At 33.1% G+C, this 25,008-nt stretch carries 15 protein-coding genes; 2 read left to right on the top strand and 13 right to left on the bottom strand.

Annotation, left to right across the window (positions count from 1 at the left end):
- Both A8975_RS10940 and A8975_RS10935 read right to left on the bottom strand, forming a co-directional pair.
- On the bottom strand, nt 1–1,330 hold a 1,330-nt coding region (locus A8975_RS10940), incomplete at its 3' end, for a lamin tail domain-containing protein (protein WP_208325371.1).
- Between the two features lie 674 nt (nt 1,331–2,004).
- Nucleotides 2,005–4,347 carry a T9SS type B sorting domain-containing protein gene (locus A8975_RS10935; RefSeq protein ID WP_134200466.1) on the bottom strand — a complete coding sequence of 781 codons (2,343 nt, stop codon included), beginning with the start codon at nt 4,345–4,347 and terminating at the stop codon, nt 2,005–2,007.
- Nucleotides 4,348–4,470: 123 nt separating this feature from the next.
- Here A8975_RS10935 and A8975_RS10930 point away from each other — a divergent pair, with 123 nt between their 5' ends.
- Nucleotides 4,471–6,039: a TlpA family protein disulfide reductase gene (locus A8975_RS10930; protein WP_166667469.1), complete on the top strand. Its 1,569-nt coding sequence runs from the start codon at nt 4,471–4,473 to the stop codon at nt 6,037–6,039.
- Nucleotides 6,040–6,042: 3 nt separating this feature from the next.
- Here the strand turns inward: A8975_RS10930 and A8975_RS10925 are convergent, their stop codons facing one another.
- From A8975_RS10925 to A8975_RS10905, 5 genes are all read right to left on the bottom strand, one after another.
- Nucleotides 6,043–10,866: a T9SS type B sorting domain-containing protein gene (locus A8975_RS10925; protein WP_134200462.1), complete on the bottom strand. Its 4,824-nt coding sequence runs from the start codon at nt 10,864–10,866 to the stop codon at nt 6,043–6,045.
- Between the two features lie 141 nt (nt 10,867–11,007).
- Nucleotides 11,008–12,792: a gliding motility-associated C-terminal domain-containing protein gene (locus A8975_RS10920; protein ID WP_134200460.1), complete on the bottom strand. Its 1,785-nt coding sequence runs from the start codon at nt 12,790–12,792 to the stop codon at nt 11,008–11,010.
- A gap of 36 nt (nt 12,793–12,828) precedes the next feature.
- Nucleotides 12,829–16,230 carry a T9SS type B sorting domain-containing protein gene (locus tag A8975_RS10915; protein WP_134200458.1) on the bottom strand — a complete coding sequence of 1,134 codons (3,402 nt, stop codon included), beginning with the start codon at nt 16,228–16,230 and terminating at the stop codon, nt 12,829–12,831.
- A 123-nt stretch (nt 16,231–16,353) separates the two neighbouring features.
- Complete coding sequence (locus A8975_RS10910) at nt 16,354–17,181, bottom strand: ABC transporter permease (RefSeq protein WP_134200456.1); 828 nt, start codon at nt 17,179–17,181, stop codon at nt 16,354–16,356.
- 30 nt (nt 17,182–17,211) lie between these two features.
- Nucleotides 17,212–18,108 (bottom strand): ABC transporter ATP-binding protein, encoded by an 897-nt coding sequence (locus tag A8975_RS10905; protein WP_131507756.1) that lies wholly within the window; start codon nt 18,106–18,108, stop codon nt 17,212–17,214.
- An 84-nt stretch (nt 18,109–18,192) separates the two neighbouring features.
- Between A8975_RS10905 and A8975_RS10900 the strand changes: the two genes are divergently transcribed.
- The gene (locus A8975_RS10900) at nt 18,193–19,269 is read left to right on the top strand and encodes a hypothetical protein (RefSeq protein WP_370450272.1); all 1,077 of its coding nucleotides are present in this window, start codon (nt 18,193–18,195) and stop codon (nt 19,267–19,269) included.
- Between the two features lie 239 nt (nt 19,270–19,508).
- On the opposite strand, the gene A8975_RS10895 is transcribed toward A8975_RS10900, so the two are convergent.
- The 6 genes from A8975_RS10895 to A8975_RS10870 form a co-directional block, all read right to left on the bottom strand.
- Nucleotides 19,509–20,474: a hypothetical protein gene (locus A8975_RS10895; protein ID WP_134200454.1), complete on the bottom strand. Its 966-nt coding sequence runs from the start codon at nt 20,472–20,474 to the stop codon at nt 19,509–19,511.
- Nucleotides 20,475–20,552: 78 nt separating this feature from the next.
- Complete coding sequence (locus tag A8975_RS10890; RefSeq protein WP_131507752.1) at nt 20,553–21,068, bottom strand: IS1096 element passenger TnpR family protein; 516 nt, start codon at nt 21,066–21,068, stop codon at nt 20,553–20,555.
- A 31-nt stretch (nt 21,069–21,099) separates the two neighbouring features.
- Complete coding sequence (locus A8975_RS10885) at nt 21,100–22,125, bottom strand: COX15/CtaA family protein (protein ID WP_134200452.1); 1,026 nt, start codon at nt 22,123–22,125, stop codon at nt 21,100–21,102.
- The gene (locus A8975_RS10880) at nt 22,122–23,540 is read right to left on the bottom strand and encodes a CCA tRNA nucleotidyltransferase (protein WP_134200450.1); all 1,419 of its coding nucleotides are present in this window, start codon (nt 23,538–23,540) and stop codon (nt 22,122–22,124) included. Before A8975_RS10880 ends, A8975_RS10885 begins: the two co-directional genes overlap by 4 nt.
- A 43-nt stretch (nt 23,541–23,583) precedes the next feature.
- Complete coding sequence (locus A8975_RS10875) at nt 23,584–24,144, bottom strand: L-threonylcarbamoyladenylate synthase (protein WP_129760419.1); 561 nt, start codon at nt 24,142–24,144, stop codon at nt 23,584–23,586.
- A gap of 1 nt (nt 24,145) precedes the next feature.
- Entirely contained in the window at nt 24,146–25,003 is an 858-nt protein-coding gene (locus tag A8975_RS10870) for a glycosyltransferase (protein WP_134200448.1), read from the bottom strand.
- Nucleotides 25,004–25,008: the final 5 nt, after the last annotated feature.

Raw genomic sequence — 25,008 nt, 5'->3', positions numbered from 1 at the left:
GTGTTCCAGTAATGGTTATTTCAAAACTACTTTCGTTAGAGCAGTTGTTTGGAGCAGTGCCAACTTCATTGTAAATATAAATAGTTTGGTTAGTGTTTATGTTGTCACCAGCATTAAGCTGTGTTCCTGTTCCGTTAGTTTCAGTAAAGTAGTTTCCGTTTGTAAGTGTTGGTAATGTGTATTCAGAGCAAACTTCAACATCAGGAAGTGTGTCGACTTCTGGTGTATCTATAGTAATTTGAGCAGCATTGGTAATTAATGTACATGAATTGTAAGTGACTTCACAATAGTACTGATTACCATTAAAACTTAGAGGGACATTTGTAATATCTAGCCAACTATTTTGTGGGTTAGAATAAGGACTGCTATTAGGAACATCTACCCAGTTTCCTGACGTATCTAGAACTTTCCATTGGTACTGAAAAATACTGTTGTTTAAAGATGTGGAAAAAGTTACCATTCCATTTTCACAAATTGTTTGTGAGATAGGATCGGTAATTTCAGGAATAGTATTGTTAGCAGTATCAGTGTGGGTATTTAAATTACTACAGTCTTCAAAAGTACTAATACTCCAATCACTAACATTATAAGTATCCAAAGGAGCAGTAGCGTTTGCATTTCTAATTATAGTGTAACCTCTTTCATCAATAGCTTCAACGACATCAATTACAGTACTGTTTTTTACGAGTTTAATTTCATCATTATCATTAATACCAGCAGCAACAGCATCTCCAATAGGAAATCCACTACATGTATTACCTGTGCTTCCCATTACAATCATGTATGTGCTTTGTGGAGCAATAGTTCCTGTTAGTGGAATAATTGCGCTTGGAGTAGCATCACCAATATCGCCAAAACGTTGTAATTCGTAAACACCATTTAAGTTAATTACAGTGTTGGTAGGGTTATAAAGTTCTACAGCACCATAGCTTCCTGTTTCGGAGTCATAAACCTCAGAAATGTAAACTTCTCCAATACTACAAGAATCTTCTAAAACGGTAAAACTGTTTGCGGAAGTACCAGAACAAGCTCCAGTTGTTAAAACAGTAATAGTTGAACTTTCAGCTCCTTCGGGAATAGTGACTAACAATTCATTATTACTAACAATTGTAAAACTAGCACTAATGCCATCTATATTAACTGATGCGGTGTTTTCAAAATTACTTCCTACTAAAGTAACTTGAGTATTAACTGGACCTTGAGAAGGACTAAAGGAATTAATAACAGGACTTGGACAGTAAAAAGTAGAATTAGAATTGCTTTTTGGAGAAGCATTTACTGCAAAAGAATAAACCATTACAGTAAAGCAAATAAATAGGAGCTTTTTCATTTATTATTTTTGAACGAGCAAAAGTAATAAATGTAAGTTGATTCTTTTGTTAAGTTAGGGTTATCTAATTACCTAAGCAATGCAAAATCTCTTTGCTGAACTAATTTTTTCTCAAGTTGCACAGGTTTTCGTTAAACTATTTCATATTCGATTTTTTCCATTTCCATTATTCTTTCAACTTGCTTAATTAAATTAGATATTTTAGATTTTGCAGATATTTCAATTAGTAGGATATAGATTATTCCAAAAAATGGGAGAATGAACATCTGTAAACTATTAATTTCATTAAGAAAATTATGATAGGCTGCAATAACAAATGTTAAGCAAAAAAAGAATATAGCAAAACCAAAATGTATGTTATAAGTGAGTGTGTTTTTTCTTTTCAAAATTAAAACACTTTCTGTTGCTTGACTATTAGAATTTGCAGATTTCAAATTTAGCTTTACAAGAGAACCTAAATTAGGTTCAAAAGATATTAGAGAGAGACTATTGAAAAGATCAAATCCGCCATCATGAGAATATTAAGCCCAAATATTATACCTTTTGCTAAAAGTCTCGTGCTTTATTCCTTTTCGTATTATTTCATTCATACGATTAGCACCACTTTTGACTTTATATTTGACTTTTTTTTCTTTTAACAATATGGTTGGTTTAAGTCAACTAAAATTACACAATTACCTAAGCAATGCAAAATGTCCTCGGTAAGTTCTTCCGTCAGGTAAAGTCACAAGATACCAATAGTCGTCACTTGGTAAAGCTTTACCTTTAAAAGTACCATCCCAACCATTAGTAAGGTGATTTCTTGAAGCTAATAACTTACCATAGCGATTAAATATTTTTATATCAATACCTCGGTTAAATTGCTCATTGGTTCCATATACTTTCCATGTGTCTTTAATTGTGTCACCATTTGGCGAGAAAAATTTAGGAAAACCAAGTACTGAAATAACTTGTTCAGCAACTCCACAATCATTTTTGTCTTTAACATAAACTGTGTGAAATCCAGGAAGAACATCATAAAATACAGATTCGTCTTGATAAGCACCATTATCTAAAGCATATTCATACATGCCTTCACCACTAACGGTTACAGATATTGTATTGTTAAATGTGCCTTCTTCAATACTAATATTTTCTATTGTAGCTATGTTTGAAGCTTCAACCGTAATAGTTCTTGATGCAAAGCATCCATTAGGGTCGGTTACAATAACAGTATATGTTCCAACTTCGTTAATGTTGTTAAAAGAGGTATTTACTGTTGTTGAATTTCCATTAAATAGCCATTCATAATAGTAGTTACTTGGAGAATCGTTAAGAACACCTCCATATAATGTTAAAGTTTCAGGATAGGTGTTGAGGCAGTAAATAAACGTTTCGTCTTCTAAAAGGGTAGGCGTATAAAGTACTTCTAAAGCTACAGTGCCAATGCTATAACATTGGTTGTTGGCTGTTGTTACTTTAACAAAAAGCGTTTGATTGTATGCTGTACTATTTTGATAAGGAGAGCTCAACGCATTGGTTTCACTAAAGGCATCAGCTTCAGTTTCGTAGTATTGAACTGTTGCTTCAGTTGGAATTTGATCTTCAAAAGAGGTTGAAATTTCGGTTAAATCAAATTCTCCAAAACCATCAATGACTTCACCATCACAAGCTTCGGCATTAGGTATAGATAAGGTGTTATTGGATATTTGTAATTCTACAGCAGCAATGTTAGAGCATCGGTTTTCATTTTCTACACGAGCATAAACTGTTTGAAAAGGATTACTATTTTGAAAATTGCTGGCATTTGGTATTTCGTTGACCTCATTGAGCGCATCATTTTCCGAAAGGTAAAAATTAGTAACAAGAAGTGAAGCGTCATTATTAGTAACATCTTGTGAGGCATCAAACAAGTTGTAATAAGTAATACCATCTTGATTTTGGTCACATTCAATTAATACCGAATCAAAAACTATTGGGTTGGGTGAGTATTCAACAACCACTTCACCATAAGAAATACAACTATTAGCCAATCCTACTTCTACAGTGTATGTACCTGGTTGAGAAACAGTATATGTTCCACAGGTTCCACAACCTGTTTGAGCACCTTGAACTAATATACCATCTCTATACCACTCGTAGGTGTTTTGTCCATTTTGGTAAGCATTTAATTCTAAGGTTTCTCCTTCACAAACAGCATTGTTGTTGGCTAATAATCTGTCAGGACCTAAGTTTGTTGAAAGCTCAAAACTTCCAGCTTCTAAAAATACAGCAGAGTCGTACCTGTAGTTTTCCTCGTCGGCAATGACAAGTTTTACATGATACGTTTCATTAGGAACTATGTCAGCAGTTGCAGTTAAAACAGTAGTTTGACCATTAAAATTGATAGGAGTGTTAGCACCATTCCAACTTCCAAAATACGTTTCGTTAATAGGAGCGCAACTTCCAGGAATTCCTGAATGTACTGTAGTTACTTTTACAGGCGTTTGCGTGTTAGGTATTAGAGCAATGTTAGTATATTGTTGTTGGTTTGCAGGTTTGATTAAAAACCCAAACAAATCAGAATACTGACAGGTATTAGAGTTGCCTTCTTGGTATTCTTCTGAAGCAAATAAGTATCTAAAACTTACTTGTGAAGCTACTGAAGAAAATTCAAATTCAATAATTGTAGCATTAGTAGTGTTAGACTCGTTTAATGCATTTTCAAGATCAGTATCTCCAAGCCAGTTTGGAGCATCATCATCACTTAATGAAGTGTTAGGTCCAGGTACATTTGATAAACGTCCTGTACTAAGGACAATACCACTTTGTAAGGGAAAAGTTGTTCCAGCAGCATCGAAATAGCCGTAACTTTGGTCGGTGTTTCCAAAATCGCCACCAGAAACATTGGTCACCACAACGTTATCAATACAGTTGCTGTCAATTAGAATGTCTTCAATGAGTTGTTGAGGTGTATAGGTTTGACTGTCTACCTGAATGTTTTGGCCATAGGTAAACGTACACATACACAACAATACTATAATAACTACTTTGTTCATTTGCAATTTTTCCGATTGCAAAGATACATAATGCTTTAATGTATTTCGTTGAAGAAATGTTAAAGAAAGGAATGTGATATAGAGAGCTGAAATTCTTATATTTAGAAGGATTTAATGATAAATATGAGAATTCAACAATCGAGGTATAGAATTATATGTGTTTTAATTCTACTTTTTACTAGTTGTCTTAAAGAAAAAAAGACTACTAAAGTAAATAATGATGCTATAGAAAAAGTAGAGTATAACTCAGAAAAAGTAGTTGTTAAGTGCGTGTCTGATGATGAGAATGTTTTCAATTTTTTAGTGCCTTTAAATCCCACTTATTCATTTGGAAAAAATCATAAAGACACAAAAAAAGAAGTAAACCAAGACACAATGATTATGGTATTAGACTCAATAAGTCAACCATTGATAATGGAAACAATGTCTTGGGGAAATGATGAACACTTTTATTACACAGATATTTTATATGTACCAGGAGACACGGTTTTTTACGAAATAAAAGACCATAAGATTGTGTTTAAAGGAAAAAATGCAGCTATTAATAATTTTTTGTATGAAATAAATAGCTACTCTAATTTAGAGTATGGTAGAAACCCTTATAAAGGAAACATAAAAGATTATAAAAATAGAGTTGATTCTATTAATAATGAAAGAAATAAATTATTTGAAAACTATATTGATGATTATAATGTAACATCAAATAGTGAAATAAAAATCGTAAAAGATTATTTAAAATATACTTATTTGTATAATCTTATCTGTCCACGATATGAAAAAGTAGGAGGTTGGGAAGGAGCTTATTATAATTCTTTAGATGGGTTAAAAACTTTTATAGAACAAGAGTACGCAAGTAAAGAGACTATCTTTAACAGTAGTGAATATTTAAACAATACTACAATTGAAGATTTTAAGGAGCCAAATTCTTTATACATTCCTCGTTATAAGAATACTTTAAACGCTTTTATTAGTCATTATTTTGAAACTTCAAATCATCCAGATTATTCCAGAGAGAAACTTATAGCAGAAAAAGAATATATAGAGACTAATCTTGAAGGAGAAATACAAAATTATGCGATAACTCGAATGCTATATGATTATAATTTACATGGATTTGGACACAGCATTCAAAATGTAGATTTTATGAAAAATATACTTGATGAATACGAAGTAAAAATTTCAAAGAAGGACTACAGAGAAAAAATTCAGGAAATGAAAGAAGATTTAAGCTCTTTCGATTATAAATTGTCTGATAGAGCTTTAGATTCCAAGTTGATTAATAAATTTGGAGATACATTAACGTTAAGAGAAATTTTTGGACGATCAGATAAACGAACAAGAGTCTTAAATTTTTGGGCGAGTTGGTGTGGACCTTGTATTTCAGAAATTCAAACAACAAAATCATTTAAAGATAAGCTTATTGTTGAAGATAATGTTGAGTGGATTTATTTATCTATAGATGAGAATAAAAGTAAATGGTTGGATATGTCTAAAGAATTAAGTGAATACCTAACAGTTAGAAATCAGTATTTCTTATTAAATGGAACTAGTTCTTCATTAGCAAAATTTTTAAAGATTACTGCTATTCCTAGATATGTGATTTTAAATAAGAACAACCAAATAGTTTTAAGAAGTGCTCCACATCCTTCTGATAGTTTAAACTTTAAAAGAATAATAAATGAAGTGAAGTGATTTTTAGATTTTTAACGTAAAATGTCCTTTAACTTCAAACTCTCCATCATCACTTATTATTTTAGCAACAAACCAGTAGTCGCTTGTAGGCATTCGGTTTCCATTATAGAACCCATTCCATCCAGCAGAGTTTGAGGTTAATTGCTTAATAAGTTTGCCATAACGGTCGTAAATATATACTATGGAACCAGGTAAGGTTTCTATACCAGAGATGTGCCAAGTATCAAAATAGCCATCGTTATTTGGTGTAAAGAATTTAGGCGCATCAACCACAACAACTTCTCTAGTAGCTTCAGCACAACCATTAATATCCATTACAGTAATGGTATGGTATCCTAAAGTAACATTGTTGAAAAAGTTAGATTCTTGTGGTACACCATTATCTAAAATATACAGATAGTCACCAATTCCGCTTACATTAACAGTAATAGAATTTGGGTCAGAAAAATCTAAAGTTTCAGTAAACTCTATAATTGCAGTTTCAGATTCTATGACTTCAAACTCACTGGTTGTAGAGCATCCAAAAGGTGTGATTACAGTAACCCAGTACGAACCAATTTCAGTAATTTCAATATCTGGAGTGGTTTGGTTTGTGGACCAAATGTATTCGTCTCCAGGGTTGTTTGTTTCTGCAGTTACGTATAAAGGTGAATTGTTTAAACACAAGGTTTGGTCATCAATATCGACAATAGGTCTTGCATAAACATGAGTTGTAAATTGAGTGGTAATGTAACATCCTGTTGTATTGTTTTCAACTCTCACGTAAATGATTTCTCCATCAATAGCATCATACAAGTCTGGTAAATTATTGTCTCCTGTATTTACATCAGTTTCACTGTTGTGATATGTTACAGTAAAGTTATTAGGACTTTGTGTTCCTAAAATTGTTGCGTTTTGTTGCGATATGTCAAAGGTTAAAAATCCGTCAAAATCATCGTCGCAATCTTCCAAATCACTTGGTTGATATGCAACAGGTAATGGGTTTACCTCTAATTGAAAAGCATAGGTAGTAAAGCAACCTGTTGTATTATTTTCAATTCTAACGTGTATTGTGTCGTTGTTGGTTTGATACGTGTAGTCTGTAGCAATTACATTATTTGCAGTTAAGGCATCATTAGCATTAAGGTAATAGGTGATTACAGCATCAGTTTCAGAAGTTACTAAAGCATTCACTTCATTAAGGTTGTAGTAGCTGTCAACATTATCACAAATACTAACTGACTCAAAATCGTTTATAGTAGGAGGTAGGTTTACAATTAGCTCTAGCGGTAAACCTAAATAGCAGTTAGAAACCGTATTTGTAATTCTTACATAAACCGTTTGTGGGTTTGAAATGTTGTTATAGTTTTCAGGGTCTGCAATTGGGTTGGTTTCGTTTTCTAAATCGTTAAGTGTTTCGTAGTAAGCAATAACAATATCGTCTTGTCTTACGTCAAAAATATCAACTTCAGCATCGGTTAAATCAAAAGTTACGATACCATCATAATCCACATCACAGGACACTAATGGTTCTGAAGGACTAGCTTCAGGAGCAGGAATAACATTTACCTCAAAAGCGGTTAATGAATTACAAATTGTACCATTATCAATTCTCACATAAATAGTTTGCGGATTTGAAGTATTGGCATAGTTTAAAGCGATAGGGTTTGTACCATTTTCAGAATCAACCAAAGAGGTGTAAAATGTAATGTCTAAACTCTCAGGAATGCCTTGAGAGATTTCAGTTATTTTTTCGTATAAATCGAATACTTCGCTGCCATCATTTGAAATATCGTCACAAACAAACCAATCGGTTGGTGCATTGAACTCCGGATTGCTTCCCATTTCAATAGTAAATGATGCAGTGCCATAACAATCTTGATCTGTTGTGTTTTCAACCCTCACAAAAATGGTTTGTGGGTTGCTTAAGTTTTGATAAGCTACAGTTTTATCAATAGCGTTTGTGCGGTTGTCTGCATCGTTTTGAGATTCAAAATAAAGCACTTCTTTACCTGCTTGTCCGTTGAGAATTTCAGCATCTTTTGTATTGAATGTAAAGTCGCCAAAACCGTCGCTGTTTTGCTCACAAATACTGTAATTGCTTATGTTTATAAAAGTAGGAAGTGTGTTTACAATAACTTCAAAAGACTCAATAGTATGGCATCCTGTTGTAGCATTTTCAACCCTTGCGAAAATTGTTTGAGTATTACTTGGGTATGCTAGAGGGTTAGTAATTGCGTTGGCACTAGCTTCAGCATCAGATAAGCTGGTGTGGAACGAAAATGTTCTGTTTGCTGTATCTGAAACCAATTCAGAAATTTTAGAATTTAAATCTATGGTGTAAATACCATCTTGATTGTCGTCACAAATTATAACATCGGTTGGTGTTGCTGTAATAGGAGCAGGAATAATATTTAACTCAAACGAGTTAACATCAGCACAACCTGTTTGGTCATATCTAATCCTAGTATATAGTATTTGCGGATTAGAAATGTTGTTATACATAGTAGGTAATGCATTGGTATTGCTATTAGCATCACTTTCAGATTCATAGTACATAACCGTAAACCCTGATTGCCCTTCAGTAACCATACTGTCAAAAATTGAAAGATCGACAAGCGTAAAACCATCTTGGTCGTCATCACAATAATTAACACTACCTATGGTGTCAAATTCTATAATTGGGTTTAGATTAAGTTCTATGTCTTCATATTCAGTGCAAGTGTCGCTATGTAATGCAATATATAATGTATGCGGAATTTCATTAGGTACATACGCAACAGTAACATCTATTTCATTTATTTGATTGTCTCTGTCGCTTTCAGTTTCATAAAAAGATACTGTTACGTTTGGGATGTCGTTTATAATTGAAATAGCTATATTTTCTAAGTCGAAAGCTTCTTCACCATCATTATCTTGGTCGCACAACGAAAAATTTCTAATTGTAGTTCCTGTTAGTAAAAGGTTTGCATGAATTTCAAAAGGAGCAACCGAAATACATCCTGAAACATCATCTACAACACTTATATATAATGTTTGTTCTTCAAACGTAGTATTGTCGTAACTAGTAGGGTTTGCTATTGGATTACTTAATGTTAATGCATCTTCGTAAGTTTCATGGAATGAAGTTGAAACTCCAGTAATTCCATTTAAAACCTCGTCAGTTATTGTGTTGAGGTCAAAAGTTGCAAAACCATCATGTTCTGGGTCACAAGCGTCAATGTAAAGGTCTTCAGTATTGATAACAGGATTATCCAACACATTAAAAGTTAGTGTTGTAGTTGATGCACAACCCGTTTGCGAATTAGTAACTCTTACAAATAACTGTTCTGTTTGACTAGTGTTACTATAAGGTAAAGCAATTGGATTTGCTCCTGAGTCAGCATCGGCTTGAGTAAAGTGATAGGTAACATCAAGAATAGTTTGTCCGGAAGTAATTTCATCATCCTTTTCACTTAAATCAATTAAAGTTAAACCATCAGCAGTATCATCATCACAAACATCTAAATCTGTAGGAGCTGTAATATTAGGTAGCTCGTTAACTATTAAGTTGAACGTACTAAAAGCTAAACAACCGTTATTGACATCTTCAATTCTTACAAAAATAGCCTGTGGGTTAGAGGTGTTTTGTATTGGTGTTGTAATAGCATTTGTATTGTTTATGGCATCATCATTTGTTAAATGATATGAGTAATTGTAGGTTGAGTTTGGTACAGATGCTAAAACTTCAGCGTCTTTAGTTGATAAATCAAAAGTTTCAATACCATCACCACTTAAATCATCACAAATTTCATAATCTGAAATTGGATCGGCAGATTGTGTAGAGCTTAAACTAATGTCAACACTATCTTCCATAATACAAGTTGTGTTTGAAATAGGAATTTCAATTTGAACTGTATAGGTTCCAGATTGCGTTACATGAAGTTCAGGTTGAGTTTCACCATTAATTAAGGTGTTGTTTAAATACCAACTGTAAGTAGCCTGAGCATTTTGGATATCTCCATTAAGGGTTAAAGATTCAGCACAAGTTGAAATGTCTTCACCTAAATCTACAACAGCATCAAAACTGTTACCTTCAATAAAAACAGCCGAATCATAGTTTTCATCAGTTTGGTCAGCAATAATCATTTTTATATGGTATTGTACATAAGGCGTAATTGTTGCAGTTGCAGTCATTACAGCAGTACGACCATTATAGTTTGTGTCTCCAATGCTATAGCCTTCAAAATACTCTTCGTTTTCAGCAGCACAAAATCCAGCAATTTCATCATGGATAGTGTTTGTGTTGACAGGAGTAGATGTTCCAGGAATTACTGCAATATTTGTGTAAGGATCATTGGTTCCTGCTTCTCTAATAAGAAATGCAAACCCATCAGAATATTCACATGGGAAATTACCAAAATATTCTTCGGAAGCTAAGATATAATTGAATTGTACTTGATTTGAAATTGAAATAAAGTCAAATTCAATAGAAGTTGCGTTTAATGTACCAGAAATTCCTAAAGCGGTTTCAAGATCGGTATCGGTAAGCCAATTGTCTTCACCTTCATTAAGTATGTCGTTGTTTTGCGTGTTTCCTGCAGAAGCTGCATTACCAGTTGAAAGAATAATTCCATTTTCAAAAGGAAAGTTCGAAGACGCACTTTCAAAATAACCAAAACTTCCAAATCCATTCACGCTACCATTAACTTGCGAATTGATATTAGTAATCTCTACACAGCCTTCTGTAAGGGTGTTTTCGATAAGTTGTTGTTCAGTTAGTGTATTATCAACAGTAATTTGTTGAGAGAATACTTGGTTACATAAAAAACATGCAAATACAAGGAGGGAAATTTTGATGGTTTTCATTATCAATAGGTTAAGTTTTACTCACAGCGACACATGGTTTTGGGACATGTTGAATAGTGATTCTTTTATTTTGCTGTGAAAACTAAATCAATCAAGGATGAAATGCAAAAAAATACGACGAAATACGCAAAATATTAACATTTAGTAGTTCAAATAGACACAACCTGCCATAGATTTGTAGTTTGGGTCGTTTAAATGAAGCACATAGTAATATGTGCCGACAGGTAATAGTTTACCTAAATTATTAATTCCTCTGTTTGCTTTTCCATCCCAAGGTTTGGAATTATCTCCTTCAAATATTAAAGTGCCATAACGATTGTAGATGAGTAGTTTGTGATTTTCAAAAATATCATACAGACCTTGTATATTAAACCAATCGTTAGGACCATCATTATTTGGTGAAAACCCATCAGGAATGTATGGTGGACAGTTTTCTACTAGTATATTAAATTGGTAACTATCATAACAAGGGTCGCTTTCAACTCTGGCATAAATAGTTTCAGGATTTGTAGTATTGTTGTAAGCTGTTGGGTCAAAAATTTCGTTCTCTTGGTTTTGTAAATCTGAAAGACTAGTGTAAAACGCTACATTATCATTAATGTTTGTTGATTGCTGAAAAATTTCATTGAGATTAAATGTTGCTGAATTAAACCCTTCGTCGCAGAGCAAGGTTTCAGGCAAAGTTTCAATAGGAGGAGCAACAAGTAAATTGATGGTTTGCTCAAACATGTTATTATTTTCATTGATTTCAATTACAATACCTGAGTTGTCACCAATATCATCTACTGAAAGCGTTAAAATAAAATCCTCTCCAACCGTTTCAGGAATGGTCAAAACTATGGAGTTGGTTTCCGATTCGTTAATTTCAATAGTATTTAAGGTTGTGGTTTGCCCAACAACTATTCCGTTAGCATAAAATGTAATAGGAGTGTTGTTGGGAAGTACGTCTGTACTGTTGAAATTATTTACAGTGTATTCAATTTCAATGTTTCTATTGCCACATTCCACGATATAATTGTCAAGACTTATTGTTGCATCAGGTAGCTGACTGTTTAAAACCGTAATGATGTTGTTTATCATAACAAAATCCTGACCAGACGTAAGTTGAATAGTTGCCGAAGTATCACCAATAGATATGTTGTTTTGAATGTTGTAAACATCAATATCCATATTGTATAGGTCTGACGCTCCAGTAAAACTGTTAGTACCATTAAAAGCATTATTGATAGGATTGAGTGGCGGATTTCCTATAATATTTCCATTAATAGTTAGTTGTTCATTAACAGCTAATGAGCGGTCACCTTCCCAAGCAATGAACCCAATTTTGGCATTTTCATTATCCAATACATTTAGATTGTCTAAAGTAATAGTTAATATATCAGGTACACTTTGTAAACCATCATACACATTCAATTGGTTTAAAGGTAGATTATCGTCTTCATAAATAATAGTAATTGCCCAACCTGCGAAGTTAGTTCCTGTAGGACAATATGGTGAAATTATAGATTGTATGTCTAAATCTGACAAAGTATACTCATCAGAACCAATACTTTGTACTAAAGTGGTTACATCAGCAAATGCAGCAAAAAACAGTCTGTTGGCATCTAAAGCGTCACTAAAAGTGCGTTCAGCAGTAACAGGATTATTATTTAGAGATACATTAAAATCACCAGTATCTGAACCAGCCCAATACAAGTAAGCAGCAACAATAGTTTGATTTGCGTTTAAAGATAAAGTAGCTGAAGATTCTGTTGAAATTATACAATCAGCTCCTGTTCCATTTTCAGCTAAGTTTAATGTGTTTCCTATTGCAGTGTAATCGTACCTACCATTGAACTGTTGGTACAGCTCAACATCTTGACCCAAAACAGTAGTAGGATTATAAAAAAGAAAGAAAAGTAATATGAGTTGGGTTACCCTTATCATCATGACTTTTTTGAACATTAACTGGCTCAATCGGATTTAACGTTTTAAAGTGAAATGGCTTTTAAACACTCTTCCATCCTCTAAGGTAATATGAAACCAATAATCGCTTGAAGGCAAAGGAAACCCATTATATGTTCCGTCCCAACCTGGACTAACAGGATCTAGTTCTTTTAACAATTTACCATAACGATCAAAAATATAAATGACACTTTGAGGCTGAAATTCTTCTGAAAGACCATAAACTTGCCAATAATCATGGTAACCATCATTATTTGGTGTGAAAAACTTTGGAAACCCTATTACCGAAATAAGCTCATCTACAATACCACATTCGTTTTTATCTCTTACATATATGGTATGCAAACCTGCAGCTACATTATCAAATACATTGCTGTCTTGGTAAGGACCTTCAGGATTATCTATTGCATATTCATAATCGCCTTCACCAGAAACAAAAACAGTAACCATGTTGTTTTGTGTAGCATCAATAACTTCTATATTGTCAAAAGAAGCAATGTTTGATGGTAGTACAGTAATGGTTCTATCTTTATAACAACCATCAGTATTTATAACACGTACAGTATAAGTTCCTGGTTCGTTAACTTCAATTGTAGTGGTGGTTTCACCTGTTGACCACTCGTAGTAATAATTATTAGGTAAATCGTCAATAAGACCACCTGTTAGTGTTATGGTTTCAGGGTAAAAATTAAGGCAATATATAGTTTCAGCTTCGGTTTCAATATTAGGAAGTTCAAAAACCACCAATTCTACTTCACTTATTCCATAGCAAGCATTTGAATTTTCAACTCTAGCATAAATTGTTTGAGAATAAGCTATAGTATTAGTAAATGTATTTGATAGTACATTTGTTTCTAGCAACGCATCTTCATAGGTTTCGTAATAGCTAAGTTCCAAGTCATCAGGTAAACCGCTTAACACAGCATCATTGGCATCGTTTAATGTAAAAGCATAAAAACCATCTTCAGTTCCATCGTCATCACATACCTCTATTGTTGTATTGTTTGCTGAAGTTGTGCTGACTTCTAATGTAACTTCAGCTATGTTATAGCAACCAGTAATTTCATCGGTTACTTTGGCATATACCAATTGAGGGTTGAAAAAGTTTTCAAACGCATTACCATCAATTTCATTTGTATTGCCTTGAGCATCATTCAATGAAAGATAGTAATTTATAGTTCGGTTTGCTGCTCCTGCAGTAATATCATCAAAAATCTGATTAATATTAAAGATTGTAAATCCTTCAGGAATGCCATCTTCGTCACATTGGATTATGGTTGAATTAACAGCTTCTGGAGCATCGTTTACCATAAAAGTAAAACTTCCAGTACTGTAACAATCAGGATTGATGTTATTTTCAATTCTAACAAAAATATTTTCACTGTAAGGCGTTGTGTTAGTGTAGTCTGTATTTAAAGCGTCTGAGTTGTCGTCAGCATCTAATTGCGAGGAATGAAATGTTATGGTGTATAAAGCTGGATCTTGACTACCATAAATGTCGGTGTACAATGTTGATAAATCGAAAGTTGTTATACCATCCATTACATTTCCTCCAAAATCTTCATCACAAACTGTAATATCTTCTAAAGTTTCTATTTGTGGTGTAATAAATACTTCTATAAAAAACGAAGAGGTTGCATAACAATTAGGATTAGATGCATTATCAACACGGACAAAAATTTCTTGCGGATTAGAAGTGTTGTTGTACACACCTATAATTTCATTTTCATTATTATCAGCATCTTCTTGTGAAGCATAATAGTGTACATTATATTCAGTAGCATCTTGCGTGTCTAATGCTTGTGCATCTTGTTGTGTGAAGTCAAAAGTTGAGGTTTCAGTAATGTCACACATCACCATATCGTCTGGTTGGCTTGCAAATGGAATGTCGTGGTAACTTACAATAGCTTCACCTTCAATAGGACATTCACCATTGTTAGGTTCAATAAATACTTCATAAAAACCTGGTGTATCTACAAAAAGCTCAAAAGTGGTCTCGGTAAGCGGTACACCATCTTTAGACCAATTATAGGTTGCTCCAGCAACGTCTTCGGCAATAAGTGTGTAACTATCACCATCGCAGAGTAAAAGTTCTGTAGTGCTTATCCCATTTTGAATAATATCTATTTGACTATTAAAAAGCGATTGAATAAAAGGTGGTAAGCCTATACGACTTAAGTTTTGAAAGCTGCCATTAATATCTAGTAAAACACCTGTTTCGTTATAACCAGCTGCGTTTCCATCAGCTTCAGGGTTTTGAATCACTCCAATATGTCTTCCAGTTCCATTTATATTAGCAAAACTAACTTGAGCCCTGTAAATTCTTTTATCTAACCCAAGTTGTAATGCGCCAGCACTAAAAGAATTTGACGAATGAATAACTGTCATTGAACCAGGAATATCTGTGCTTTCAAGATCCCATTGTAATACATGGCTAGAGCCATTACCAGCAATACCATCGCTAATGGTTGCATATACTTTTCTATTTTCAGCCGAAAACTCAACACCATAAGGGCTATCATTATTTTCTTGACCAAAAAGGGTTAGCGGATTAGAAACTACACCTGTGTCATTATCAAAATCGAATAAGTAAACACCACCACCTGTTTCGCCTTGAAGCACAGTAGCAAACCCATGATGTGCCACTGCTAGTTTTGTACCATCAGGAGATGCTTTTAAGTAACCTAAAGCATTTCTTCTATAACCTTCGGCAGGAACTACAGGTCCTACAGTAGATACTACAGGAGTAGTGTTAACACCGTTTTGGTCTACTTTAAAAGCATAAAATTTATCTACAAAATGAGTAATTACCCAAAAGGAGAAGCAATCATCAGCTTTTACAGCGGTTATTTTTTCAGAACATTTAAATTCAGATTCGGTTTGGTTTGTGGTGTCATAGGTGATTAGGGGAACGTTTTTTTCTAATGGGTCTACATCACCTAAGCCTCCTTCTAAAGTCATATCAACCAAAGAATACATTAAACCATCATTTACGCCATCTCCATCTTGTTGGTTAGGAAATGCCGATGAATTAAAATGATGAGGTTCATCAACAGTAAAAATATAGTACTGATTTAAATCTTGAGGTTTTGGTACTATCAATCCTGAAGACGTACTAGAGTCGTCACCTTTAAGTCCTGTTCCAAATGCTTCACTTGCGTTGGGCATTGGTATATGATTGGCATTCCAAATGGTTCTACCATCAGAGTAAAACAGTAAATTACCATCAGTATCAGAAATGGATGTACAACCTTCTAAAGTGTTTAATTGTCCATCGGTAACAGCTGTAACAGTACCAGTAGTTGTGTTAAATCTTAAACCTGCATTTTTTCCAAAATACCAATTTGCAGCTTCGTTTTGGGAGTACATATTTAATGTACAGTAAATGCTAAAGCAGAGTAATAAGATGTTCTTTTTCATGAAATATTAGTGATAAAGCGTTTGTATATACAACAAGTTAAATGCTGAAAATCCTATTAAAACTTTAGAAATTTAAAGTTAAGTTAACAAGAAGTATATACAAATACTGAATCACTAAAGATATTACAAATCTCGCTTTTTTAATAATCTGTACGATAAAAAGACAAATAGAGCAGTCCAACCTATTACAGTAACAATTTCATACCAATGCACTGCATAGTCATAAGCGATTTCGGTCTTTTCAGGAAACTTTGTCATTACTATACGCTGTACAGGTTGGTCAATAAGTTTGTACATGGACTCTAGCGGTAAAAAGTTTTTTACTTTAAATGCTGAATCTGCTGTTCCTAAAACTTCATAAGCTCCCCAAAAAATTAACCATTCAACAATATAGAGTACAAATAAAAACCCTAAAGCAAAAGCTGAGCGTTTTACTAGCATACCAAAGAATAAACATAGACTAAAGAATCCTACTAATTTCACGAAATAGGCGAGTAAAAATTCGGTTTCTCTAAAAACAATAGATGCTTCAGTATAGCTAGAGTAGTACATGCCTATACAAAAAGAAGCTATACCTATAAGTAATGTTGCTACTAAAGAAAAGAATACAATAGTGTAGAACTTTGATAAGATAAACTCTTTTTTACTGAGTCCATCAATAAGGTTTTGTTTTATGGTTTTGTTGCTGTATTCATTACCTATCATACTTACCACAACTATTGCAAAGAAAAACTTGAATTGCGATGCAAAAAATGTGGTAATGTGCCAAATGATAGGGAAATTAAAGATTCCAAGTTCACCTAATTCTAAAGTGAAAAATCCGAAAAAGTTTATTTTAATTGAAGATAATACGAGTACTGTAAATGGCAGGATGAACGATACAAAAATTAATACTTTGCTTGTTCGGTTTAGCCAAAGTTTCTGTAATTCTAAATTTATAAGTCGTAACATGGATACTGTGTTTTTTTTGATTGATTTTGATTAGTTGTTGTCTGTTAATTGTAAGAACTGTTCTTCCAAACTTTCTTTACGTTTTACCAAGTGTGATAACACAATTCCTTTTTCAAACATGAGCTTGTTAAAGGAAGAGGCATCCATTGGTTGGTTTAAAAACGCAGTAATTAATCCGTTATCAATCTTTAGTTTACCAAAAGAAGTATCACTTTCAAGTAGTTTAACCAATTCATCTTCTTTATCTGTCTTCAACTCAAAAAAGCCATGACTGTTAATCATTTCGTCAACACGACCAGAGTATAGTTTTTCACCTTTTCTAAGTACTACTACATGAGAGCACACTTTTTCAACTTCATCTAAAAGGTGAGATGCTAAAAGAATTGTAGTACCATTAGCAGCAATTTTTTTTATAATCTCTCTAATTTGATGAATTCCTTGAGGGTCAAGACCGTTAGTAGGTTCATCTAGTATTAATATTTCAGGATCGTTTAACAATGCTGATGCGATTGCCAAACGTTGCTTCATACCCAAAGAGTAGGTTCTAAATTTATGGTCTTTTCTGTCTAGTAAACCAACAATTTCAAGCTTTTCGTCAATTTTTGCATAGTCAACACCTTTAATTTTGCACACCAGTTTTAGGTTTTGTTGTGCAGTCATATAAGGGTAAAAATTAGGACGCTCAATAATAGCGCCTACTTTTTTAAGTGCTTCGTGTGTAGATGTTTTACCATCAAACCAGCTAAATTGTCCTGAAGTTCTATTAACTACGTTAAGTACAATACCTAGAGTGGTTGATTTTCCACTTCCGTTAGGTCCTAAAATTCCGTAAACATTACCTTTATTTATGGTAAAAGAAAGGTCTTTTACAGCAGTTAAATAGCCAAATTTCTTGGTGAGATTGTTGATTGTTAATATTTGTTCCAAAATATAATATGATTGATTAGTTAAAAATATGACGAGTATTACCGCTTATTGTTACATAGTATTTTATAAAACATTAAATTAGTAATGATTTTAAATGCTATGGACGACTTAAAGATATCGAAAAAGAAACCATCTTACCCAATAAATAGTAAGTTACATAACTATTTACAAGACTATAACAGGAATATTCGCTTACCTATTTTTTATGAAGACCTATTGCGTTTTCAAGGTTCGGTAGTGGTTTATGATAAGAATGACGAAGACACACTTTGGATTCGTGTGTACTATAACGAGTTTGAACGCGAAGAGATAGATTTGAGCTTAAAGCGAGTGTATTCTATTTTAATTTCTGATGGTAATGAAAGTATTTTTAAGTACCTAAGTGTTGATGCTATTGACTTTTGCACCTTCGGGAACTCAAAGCCTTTTAGAGTGAAAATTAGAAATATACTCAACGATAACTACACCTATTTTTATGTAAAAAAAGCCGATGCTTCTCGGGTGTATGGACTAGAGTTTGAGCATATGCTTTCACCTTATAACCTTAACTTTTTAGTTTATAAAAATACATTGATAGAAGAGCATATTGCTGGTATTCCTGGTGATGAGTTTATTAAAAACATGTTGCCAGAATGTACTGCTTCTGAAAAATCGCAAATAGCTAAAGAGTTTGTAAAGTTTAACGAACGTTGTATGATTAGATTACTTGGTGATATGAGATCATACAACTATGTAATTGTACCAACACACGATTTTGATCATGTGGTTTTTAAAATTAGAGCTATCGATTTTGACCAACAGAGTTATGAAGGTAAGTTTAATGTGTACAGGCCTCAATTTTTTAAAGAGAATTTTAAAATGGTAGAGTTGGTGCGCGAGAAAATTCAAAAAGAATCTATTGAGCAGTATAAAATTGAAGAACGCTCAATTGTTGCACGTCGAATGATTAGTTATCATGATAGAATAGTGGAGTTGCTAGATTGTATGCAAGACGACACAATATCAATTCCTGAGCATATAAAACTGCTTCGAGAGCAAATTTATGATTATACACTAGATATTGAATTTAAGAAGAGCAAAACAATGGGAGACATTATGAAAAACGCTCTAGCCTTTGTAAAACGAAACTATCAAGGAATGAACATGAAAAACTTTTTCTAGCCTATTGTTGGTTGTGTTTTGACTAAATTCTGTCAATTCGAGTATATCGACGTTTATAGTCGATATGTATCGAGAATAAGAATTTTAGTCTTTTTTAAATAGTTCTCGATACGGTTTTTCTATCAAAAACCACTCGAACTGACTTTTTGAAATTAATTTGGTTCAATCAATGGTTTTTTCTAACAAAAAAAGCATCCCAAAGAGGATGCTTTTAAATTTATATTTTTTCAATACTTATATTAGTTTACAATAGAGCTTACCAATTGTGTTAGTTCTTCAGTTGTACCATAGTCAACAGTAACGTTAAAAGTGTCATCACCTTCAACAGTAATAGGTAAACTACCAAACTTTAAATAGCTGTTTTCATCAATAGTAATTGCAACTAAAGTTGCATTTAAACCAAGAGGAATTGAGCCAGCATAAGTTTCTAAAGCAGTTTCAGCATCATTTAAACTTGTAATCATAACAACTGAAGGAAAGTCTTCAATAAACATCCATACTGTAGTTTGAGAGTAATCAGTAATATCAGACACTGAAACTTCAAACTGAGTTGCCGTTTCACCAGCCATATCATAAAGTACATCACAGTTTGATAGACCTTGTTCTAGCCCAAGAATATTAAAATAACCATCATTAAACCAGTTTTCGTTTTGTTGGTTTAAATCCCAGTTTACAACTTCTCTACCATCTTGTGTAACGACAGATCCTACGTAGTAATCCATATTAGTTAATCCTAAACCAGTAGTGTCTGTTTGGATAGTCATTTGTGCTTGAATGTTAAACGGATTTGCATTTACAGGGTTTCCGTTTTCATCTTCAAAGGTTAAGTTAAAACTTCCTCCAGTAATCAATAATTGACCATTGCTTGAGGTTTGCGCATTGTTAAGAAACATTTTATCTAATGTAAGATACTCTGATAATTTAGCGACAACAGGAGTAGTAATAACATTGTTGTCGTCATCAGTAAAAGTATTTGCTCCAATATTAAATATTGTACCATCGTCTCCAGTAATTACTGTAGCAACAGATGGGTCTGTAATGTCATGAGATTGAGGTTCTTCTTTTAAAGCTTCAACTAAACTAGAGAGTGATGTGTAGGTATCAGCAGGAATGTTGTTTTGGTTGTCATCATCATTGGTACAGTTAAGTGCCAATACACCAATACATACTAGTAATACTAATTTAAAAATAGGTTGCTTTTTCATAATAAATAATTTAGAGTTATACTCTTTAGATGAAAAAGTAACCGAATGGTTGCGTAAAAAATTTAGGAAATTGGAAAATTAATTCCAGTTTTCATCAAAATCTAGACTCTCGTAGTCGTCAATATCAAGGTCGTCATCAAACTCATTAAAGTCATCAAAATCCTCAGCTTCAAAGTTTTTGTCAGGTGCTTGGTCAGGGATTTGTCCATGTACAAACATAAGGTTAGGGTAGTCAAAACCTTCAGCTTCATCAACTATTTCAGCAAGCTCTACAAAAAAGGTCCACATACTCAAAAAGTCATAGACGTAAATCAATTTGGTTTGCGCTTCGTGCACCACATCGTTAATTAATGTTGTGTTCATTAATTTTACTGGGTTTACACCATCGCTCATATCAAACAAAGAGATTTCTTCACCTTGCTCCCAAGTATCGTTACTTAGGTAAAAAGAAGCCATTTCAGAGCCATCAAAACCAAAAGATTGGGTTATAATGTTATGAAGGTCTTCTAGTGTGTCATCTTCACGAATTTCTAAATCACGAAATACGTCGTCTTCTGTATCGTTGTCAAGTATTATTCTAAATCTGTAAATCATAAATGTTCAATAATGTGCAAAGTTACAAAGTTTAGACTTTGTTTTTAGCGTTTGTAGCTTCTAATATTAAGTAGAATTGAATTCCGAATAATATACTAGCTAATATAAGGTGTAAGGTTTGTGAACCAAATGGAAAACTAAAGTTTGCCATGGCAATTCCTGAAGCAATTTCAACCAATAAAATACCAAATACCCAATATACTTTTTTGTAATGCAATTGGTGTTTTTTAAGTAGTAACAGCAAGTAGCCATTAACTAATAATACAAGTATAGAAAATGACCTGTGAATATAAAAACTTGTGGTAGGATCGTTTAACCAGTTTGAGGCATTGCCTTCTCCTAGAGCTTTTATTTGATGGTCTACAAATTCTCTTACCTGAGTTCCTAAAACTACCTGAATACAGGTTAAAGTTAACGCTACAATTAATGCGTTTTTAAATTGTATGTTGAATGTAAAGGACGTATTACTTTGTTTGGTTTTAAAGATTATGTAGAGCATTACAGCTACTATTGCTAATGCCATTACCATGTGAATAGTAATTTTTAAAGGCGCTAAGTTTGAATCGACTACGGTTTTTCCTAACCAAGCTTGAAAGCCCATTGCAAAAACAGTAAAAAACGATAGGAGCGTAATGCTTTTGTTGCGTTTCCAATACTTTAAAGATGCAAATGCCATGACTAAAGTTGCTAAACCAGCAAGTGCACCAAATAATCTATTAATGTACTCAACCCATGTGTGTGTTGGATTAAATACTGCATAATCATGTTTTGTATAGGTGTCCCAATTGGTTTTTATAAACTCATTGGAAGACGTAAAATTACTTTTAGCCACTTGTAAAGTTTCGTCAACAATAATAACTTGACCTTTTTTGTAATCGTGGTTAGCATGCCATTCTAGTTGAACCTTTTCAGTAGGAGGAATGTAGTATCCAAAACATTTAGGCCAATCAGGACAACCCATTCCACTACCTGTCATACGTACAACAGCTCCTGCTATTATTACTAAATAGGTTAGGACTAAGGTTACTTTTGCTATAGTATTGAAATGTGTTTTCATTTTTGAATTGTTAAACCTAACTGAACACCTCTATCTAACATTAATTGATAAGCTGCTTCATATTCATTAGGAATTTTACCATCAAGAATAGCTTCTTTAATGGTCTCTTTAATCATTCCTATCTCTTTAGAAGGCTTTAGGTTGAAAGTTTGCATGATTTCTTCTCCTGAAATAGGCGGTTGAAAGTTTCTTATATGGTCGCGTTCTTCAACTTCAACTATCTTTTGGCGAACAATTTTAAAATTGTTGTGATATTTTTTAAACTTTTTAGGGTTTTTGGTAGTAATATCAGCTTCACAAAGCGTCATTAAATCGTCTACATAATCACCAGCATCAAATACTAAACGACGTACTGCCGAATCGGTAACTTCTTCATTTGCTAACACAATAGGTCTAGAGCTCATTAATACCATTTTTTGAACAAATTTCATTTTGTCATTTAATGGCATTTTAAGTCTTTTAAATAAATGATACACCATTTTTGAACCTTCAAACTCGTGACCATGAAAAGTCCAACCCACTTTTTTACTAAAGCGTTTGGTAGGTGCTTTTCCTATGTCGTGTAATAATGCAGCCCAACGTAACCATAGGTTGTCGGTGTATTTGCTAATATTATCAACAACCTCTAGAGTGTGGTAAAAATTATCTTTATGACGTTGTCCTTCAACTTCGTCAATACCTTTTAAAGCGGTTAGTTCAGGTAAGATAAGCTCTAACAATCCTGTTTTTTCTAAAAGTAAAAAACCGATAGAAGGTGTTTTGCTTTCCAAAATTTTGTTAAGCTCAACAGTAATGCGTTCGTTAGTTATAATTTGTATTCTATGACTGTTTTTAGAAATGGCTTGCAAAGATTTTTTTTCAATTTCAAAATCTAATTGTGTTGCAAAACGTATGGCACGCATCATTCTTAAAGGATCGTCACTATAAGTGATATCAGGATCTAAAGGTGTTTTTATACACTTGTTCTTTAAATCGTTTACACCATTAAAAGGATCTAGTAATTCACCAAAATGTTCTTGAGATAAATTAAGCGCTAAAGCATTAATGGTAAAATCACGACGGTTTTGGTCGTCTTGCAAGGTACCATTTTCAACAACAGGATTTCTACTGTCTTCGTTATAACTTTCTTTACGAGCTCCTACAAATTCAACTTCAATATCGTCATAACGCAACATGGCAGTACCATAGGTTTTAAAAACCTGTACTTTTGGGTTGTTAGGAAGGTTTTTAGCAACTTGTTTAGCAAGTTCTATTCCGCTTCCTATAGCTACAATGTCAATATCTTTTTTTGAATCTCTTTTAAGTAGAAAATCTCGTACATAACCACCAATAACGTAGCTATCTAAATTAAGTTCTTTAGCCGATTGGGAAACAATCTCGAATATTGGGTGTTGAAGTGCTTGCTTGTAATTCATACTCATATAATCTCAAACACCAAATGCTGTTATTTGTAGAAAATTATTTTCTTATAACTTCTACAGCACCATCGTTACTTAATTTAATAATTGCAGATGGTTTTGATGCTGATTTTACATTTTGCAAATTTACAACATAGTCCACACCTTTTAAAATGTCTTCGCTTATTTCTTTAAACGATTTTGGTGTAGGTTGTCCACTAATATTAGCAGATGTTGAAACAATGGGTCTTCTAAGTTTTTTAACAAGTGCATTGGCAAACCCTTTACGAACAACTCTTATGGCTAGTGTATTGTCTTTTGGAATTAAATTTTCAGCAACACGCAATGGTCTGTCGTAAATAATTGTAGTAGGTTTTGCAGCGTATTTTAAAATATCATAAGCTACTTCTGGTACATCTTCGATATACTGATTGAGCATCTTAAAATCGTTAACCAAACAAATCATAGCCTTACTTTCGGCACGTTGTTTAAGTTTAAAAACTTTTTCAACTGCCTCATAATTTGTAGCATCGCAACCAATTCCCCAAACCGTATCTGTAGGATAAAGGATAATACCTCCTTGTTTTAAAACTTTTAGTGCTGAGTTAATTTCATCAGTCATGTTACTTAGATTTTAGTTTATAAACGCCAATACTCTTTTTGAAAATTTTGCTTACCACTTTGTACTTTACGATAATGCGGTTTTTTAAACTCAATTTTCTCCATTGGCTTTTATCAATGGCATTATTTAATATAGTGTTGCTCATTTCATCAGAAAGAATAAACTCTTTTGATAGGTTTTTCCAGCTTATATTTCCGTAACCATTAAAGTTGTTTATTTTGTTTTTGTCGTGTATGATAGCAATCCACAAGCGCTTTTTTGTGTAGTACTTAATGCGTGTTTCATTTTTCCAATCGGTATGACTATTATGCCAAATGGTTTTAGGGTTGTTGTTTTCTTCAATTAAGCTTAAAAAAGGATTGAAAATATGCTCCTTTTTTCCGAGCATTATTTGAGGTTTTATTTGTAAGGAGTACCCTTTAATAACATCAATAACAAGATATTTTTGTGAATTAAATTGGCTTTGAATTTCATCAATAAAATCTTTGTGTATGGCATCGTCATTGTCAATTCTGGTTGAAATGATATGATTTTTGCCTTGCGACATTTTAGAAACTATAGTGTTTATTGAACTTTGAAATTTTGCCATACCATCAATATATTCCAATCGAATAAAGTCATGGTCTTTAACCAAATCATTCAGTATGGTTTTATAATCAGATTTTGTTGCTGTATCTGCAAAAATTAACCAAGTAAAGTTTTTGTTGGTTTGATTAACAACTGATGGTAGACAAAAACTTTTAAACAACCATATGCGTTGTTCCATCCAAGAGTCATTGAGCAATAACTCATTGTTTTTTGTTGTGGTCCAATCAGGATTAGTAAGGTTAAATCTTGTGATTAAGAAATGCTCAAACATTGGTG

Origin of the sequence: Meridianimaribacter flavus (assembly GCF_004366715.1) — a bacterium.
GTDB lineage: Bacteria > Bacteroidota > Bacteroidia > Flavobacteriales > Flavobacteriaceae > Gaetbulibacter_B > Gaetbulibacter_B jejuensis.
This window is presented reverse-complemented; position numbering and strand designations above follow the sequence as displayed.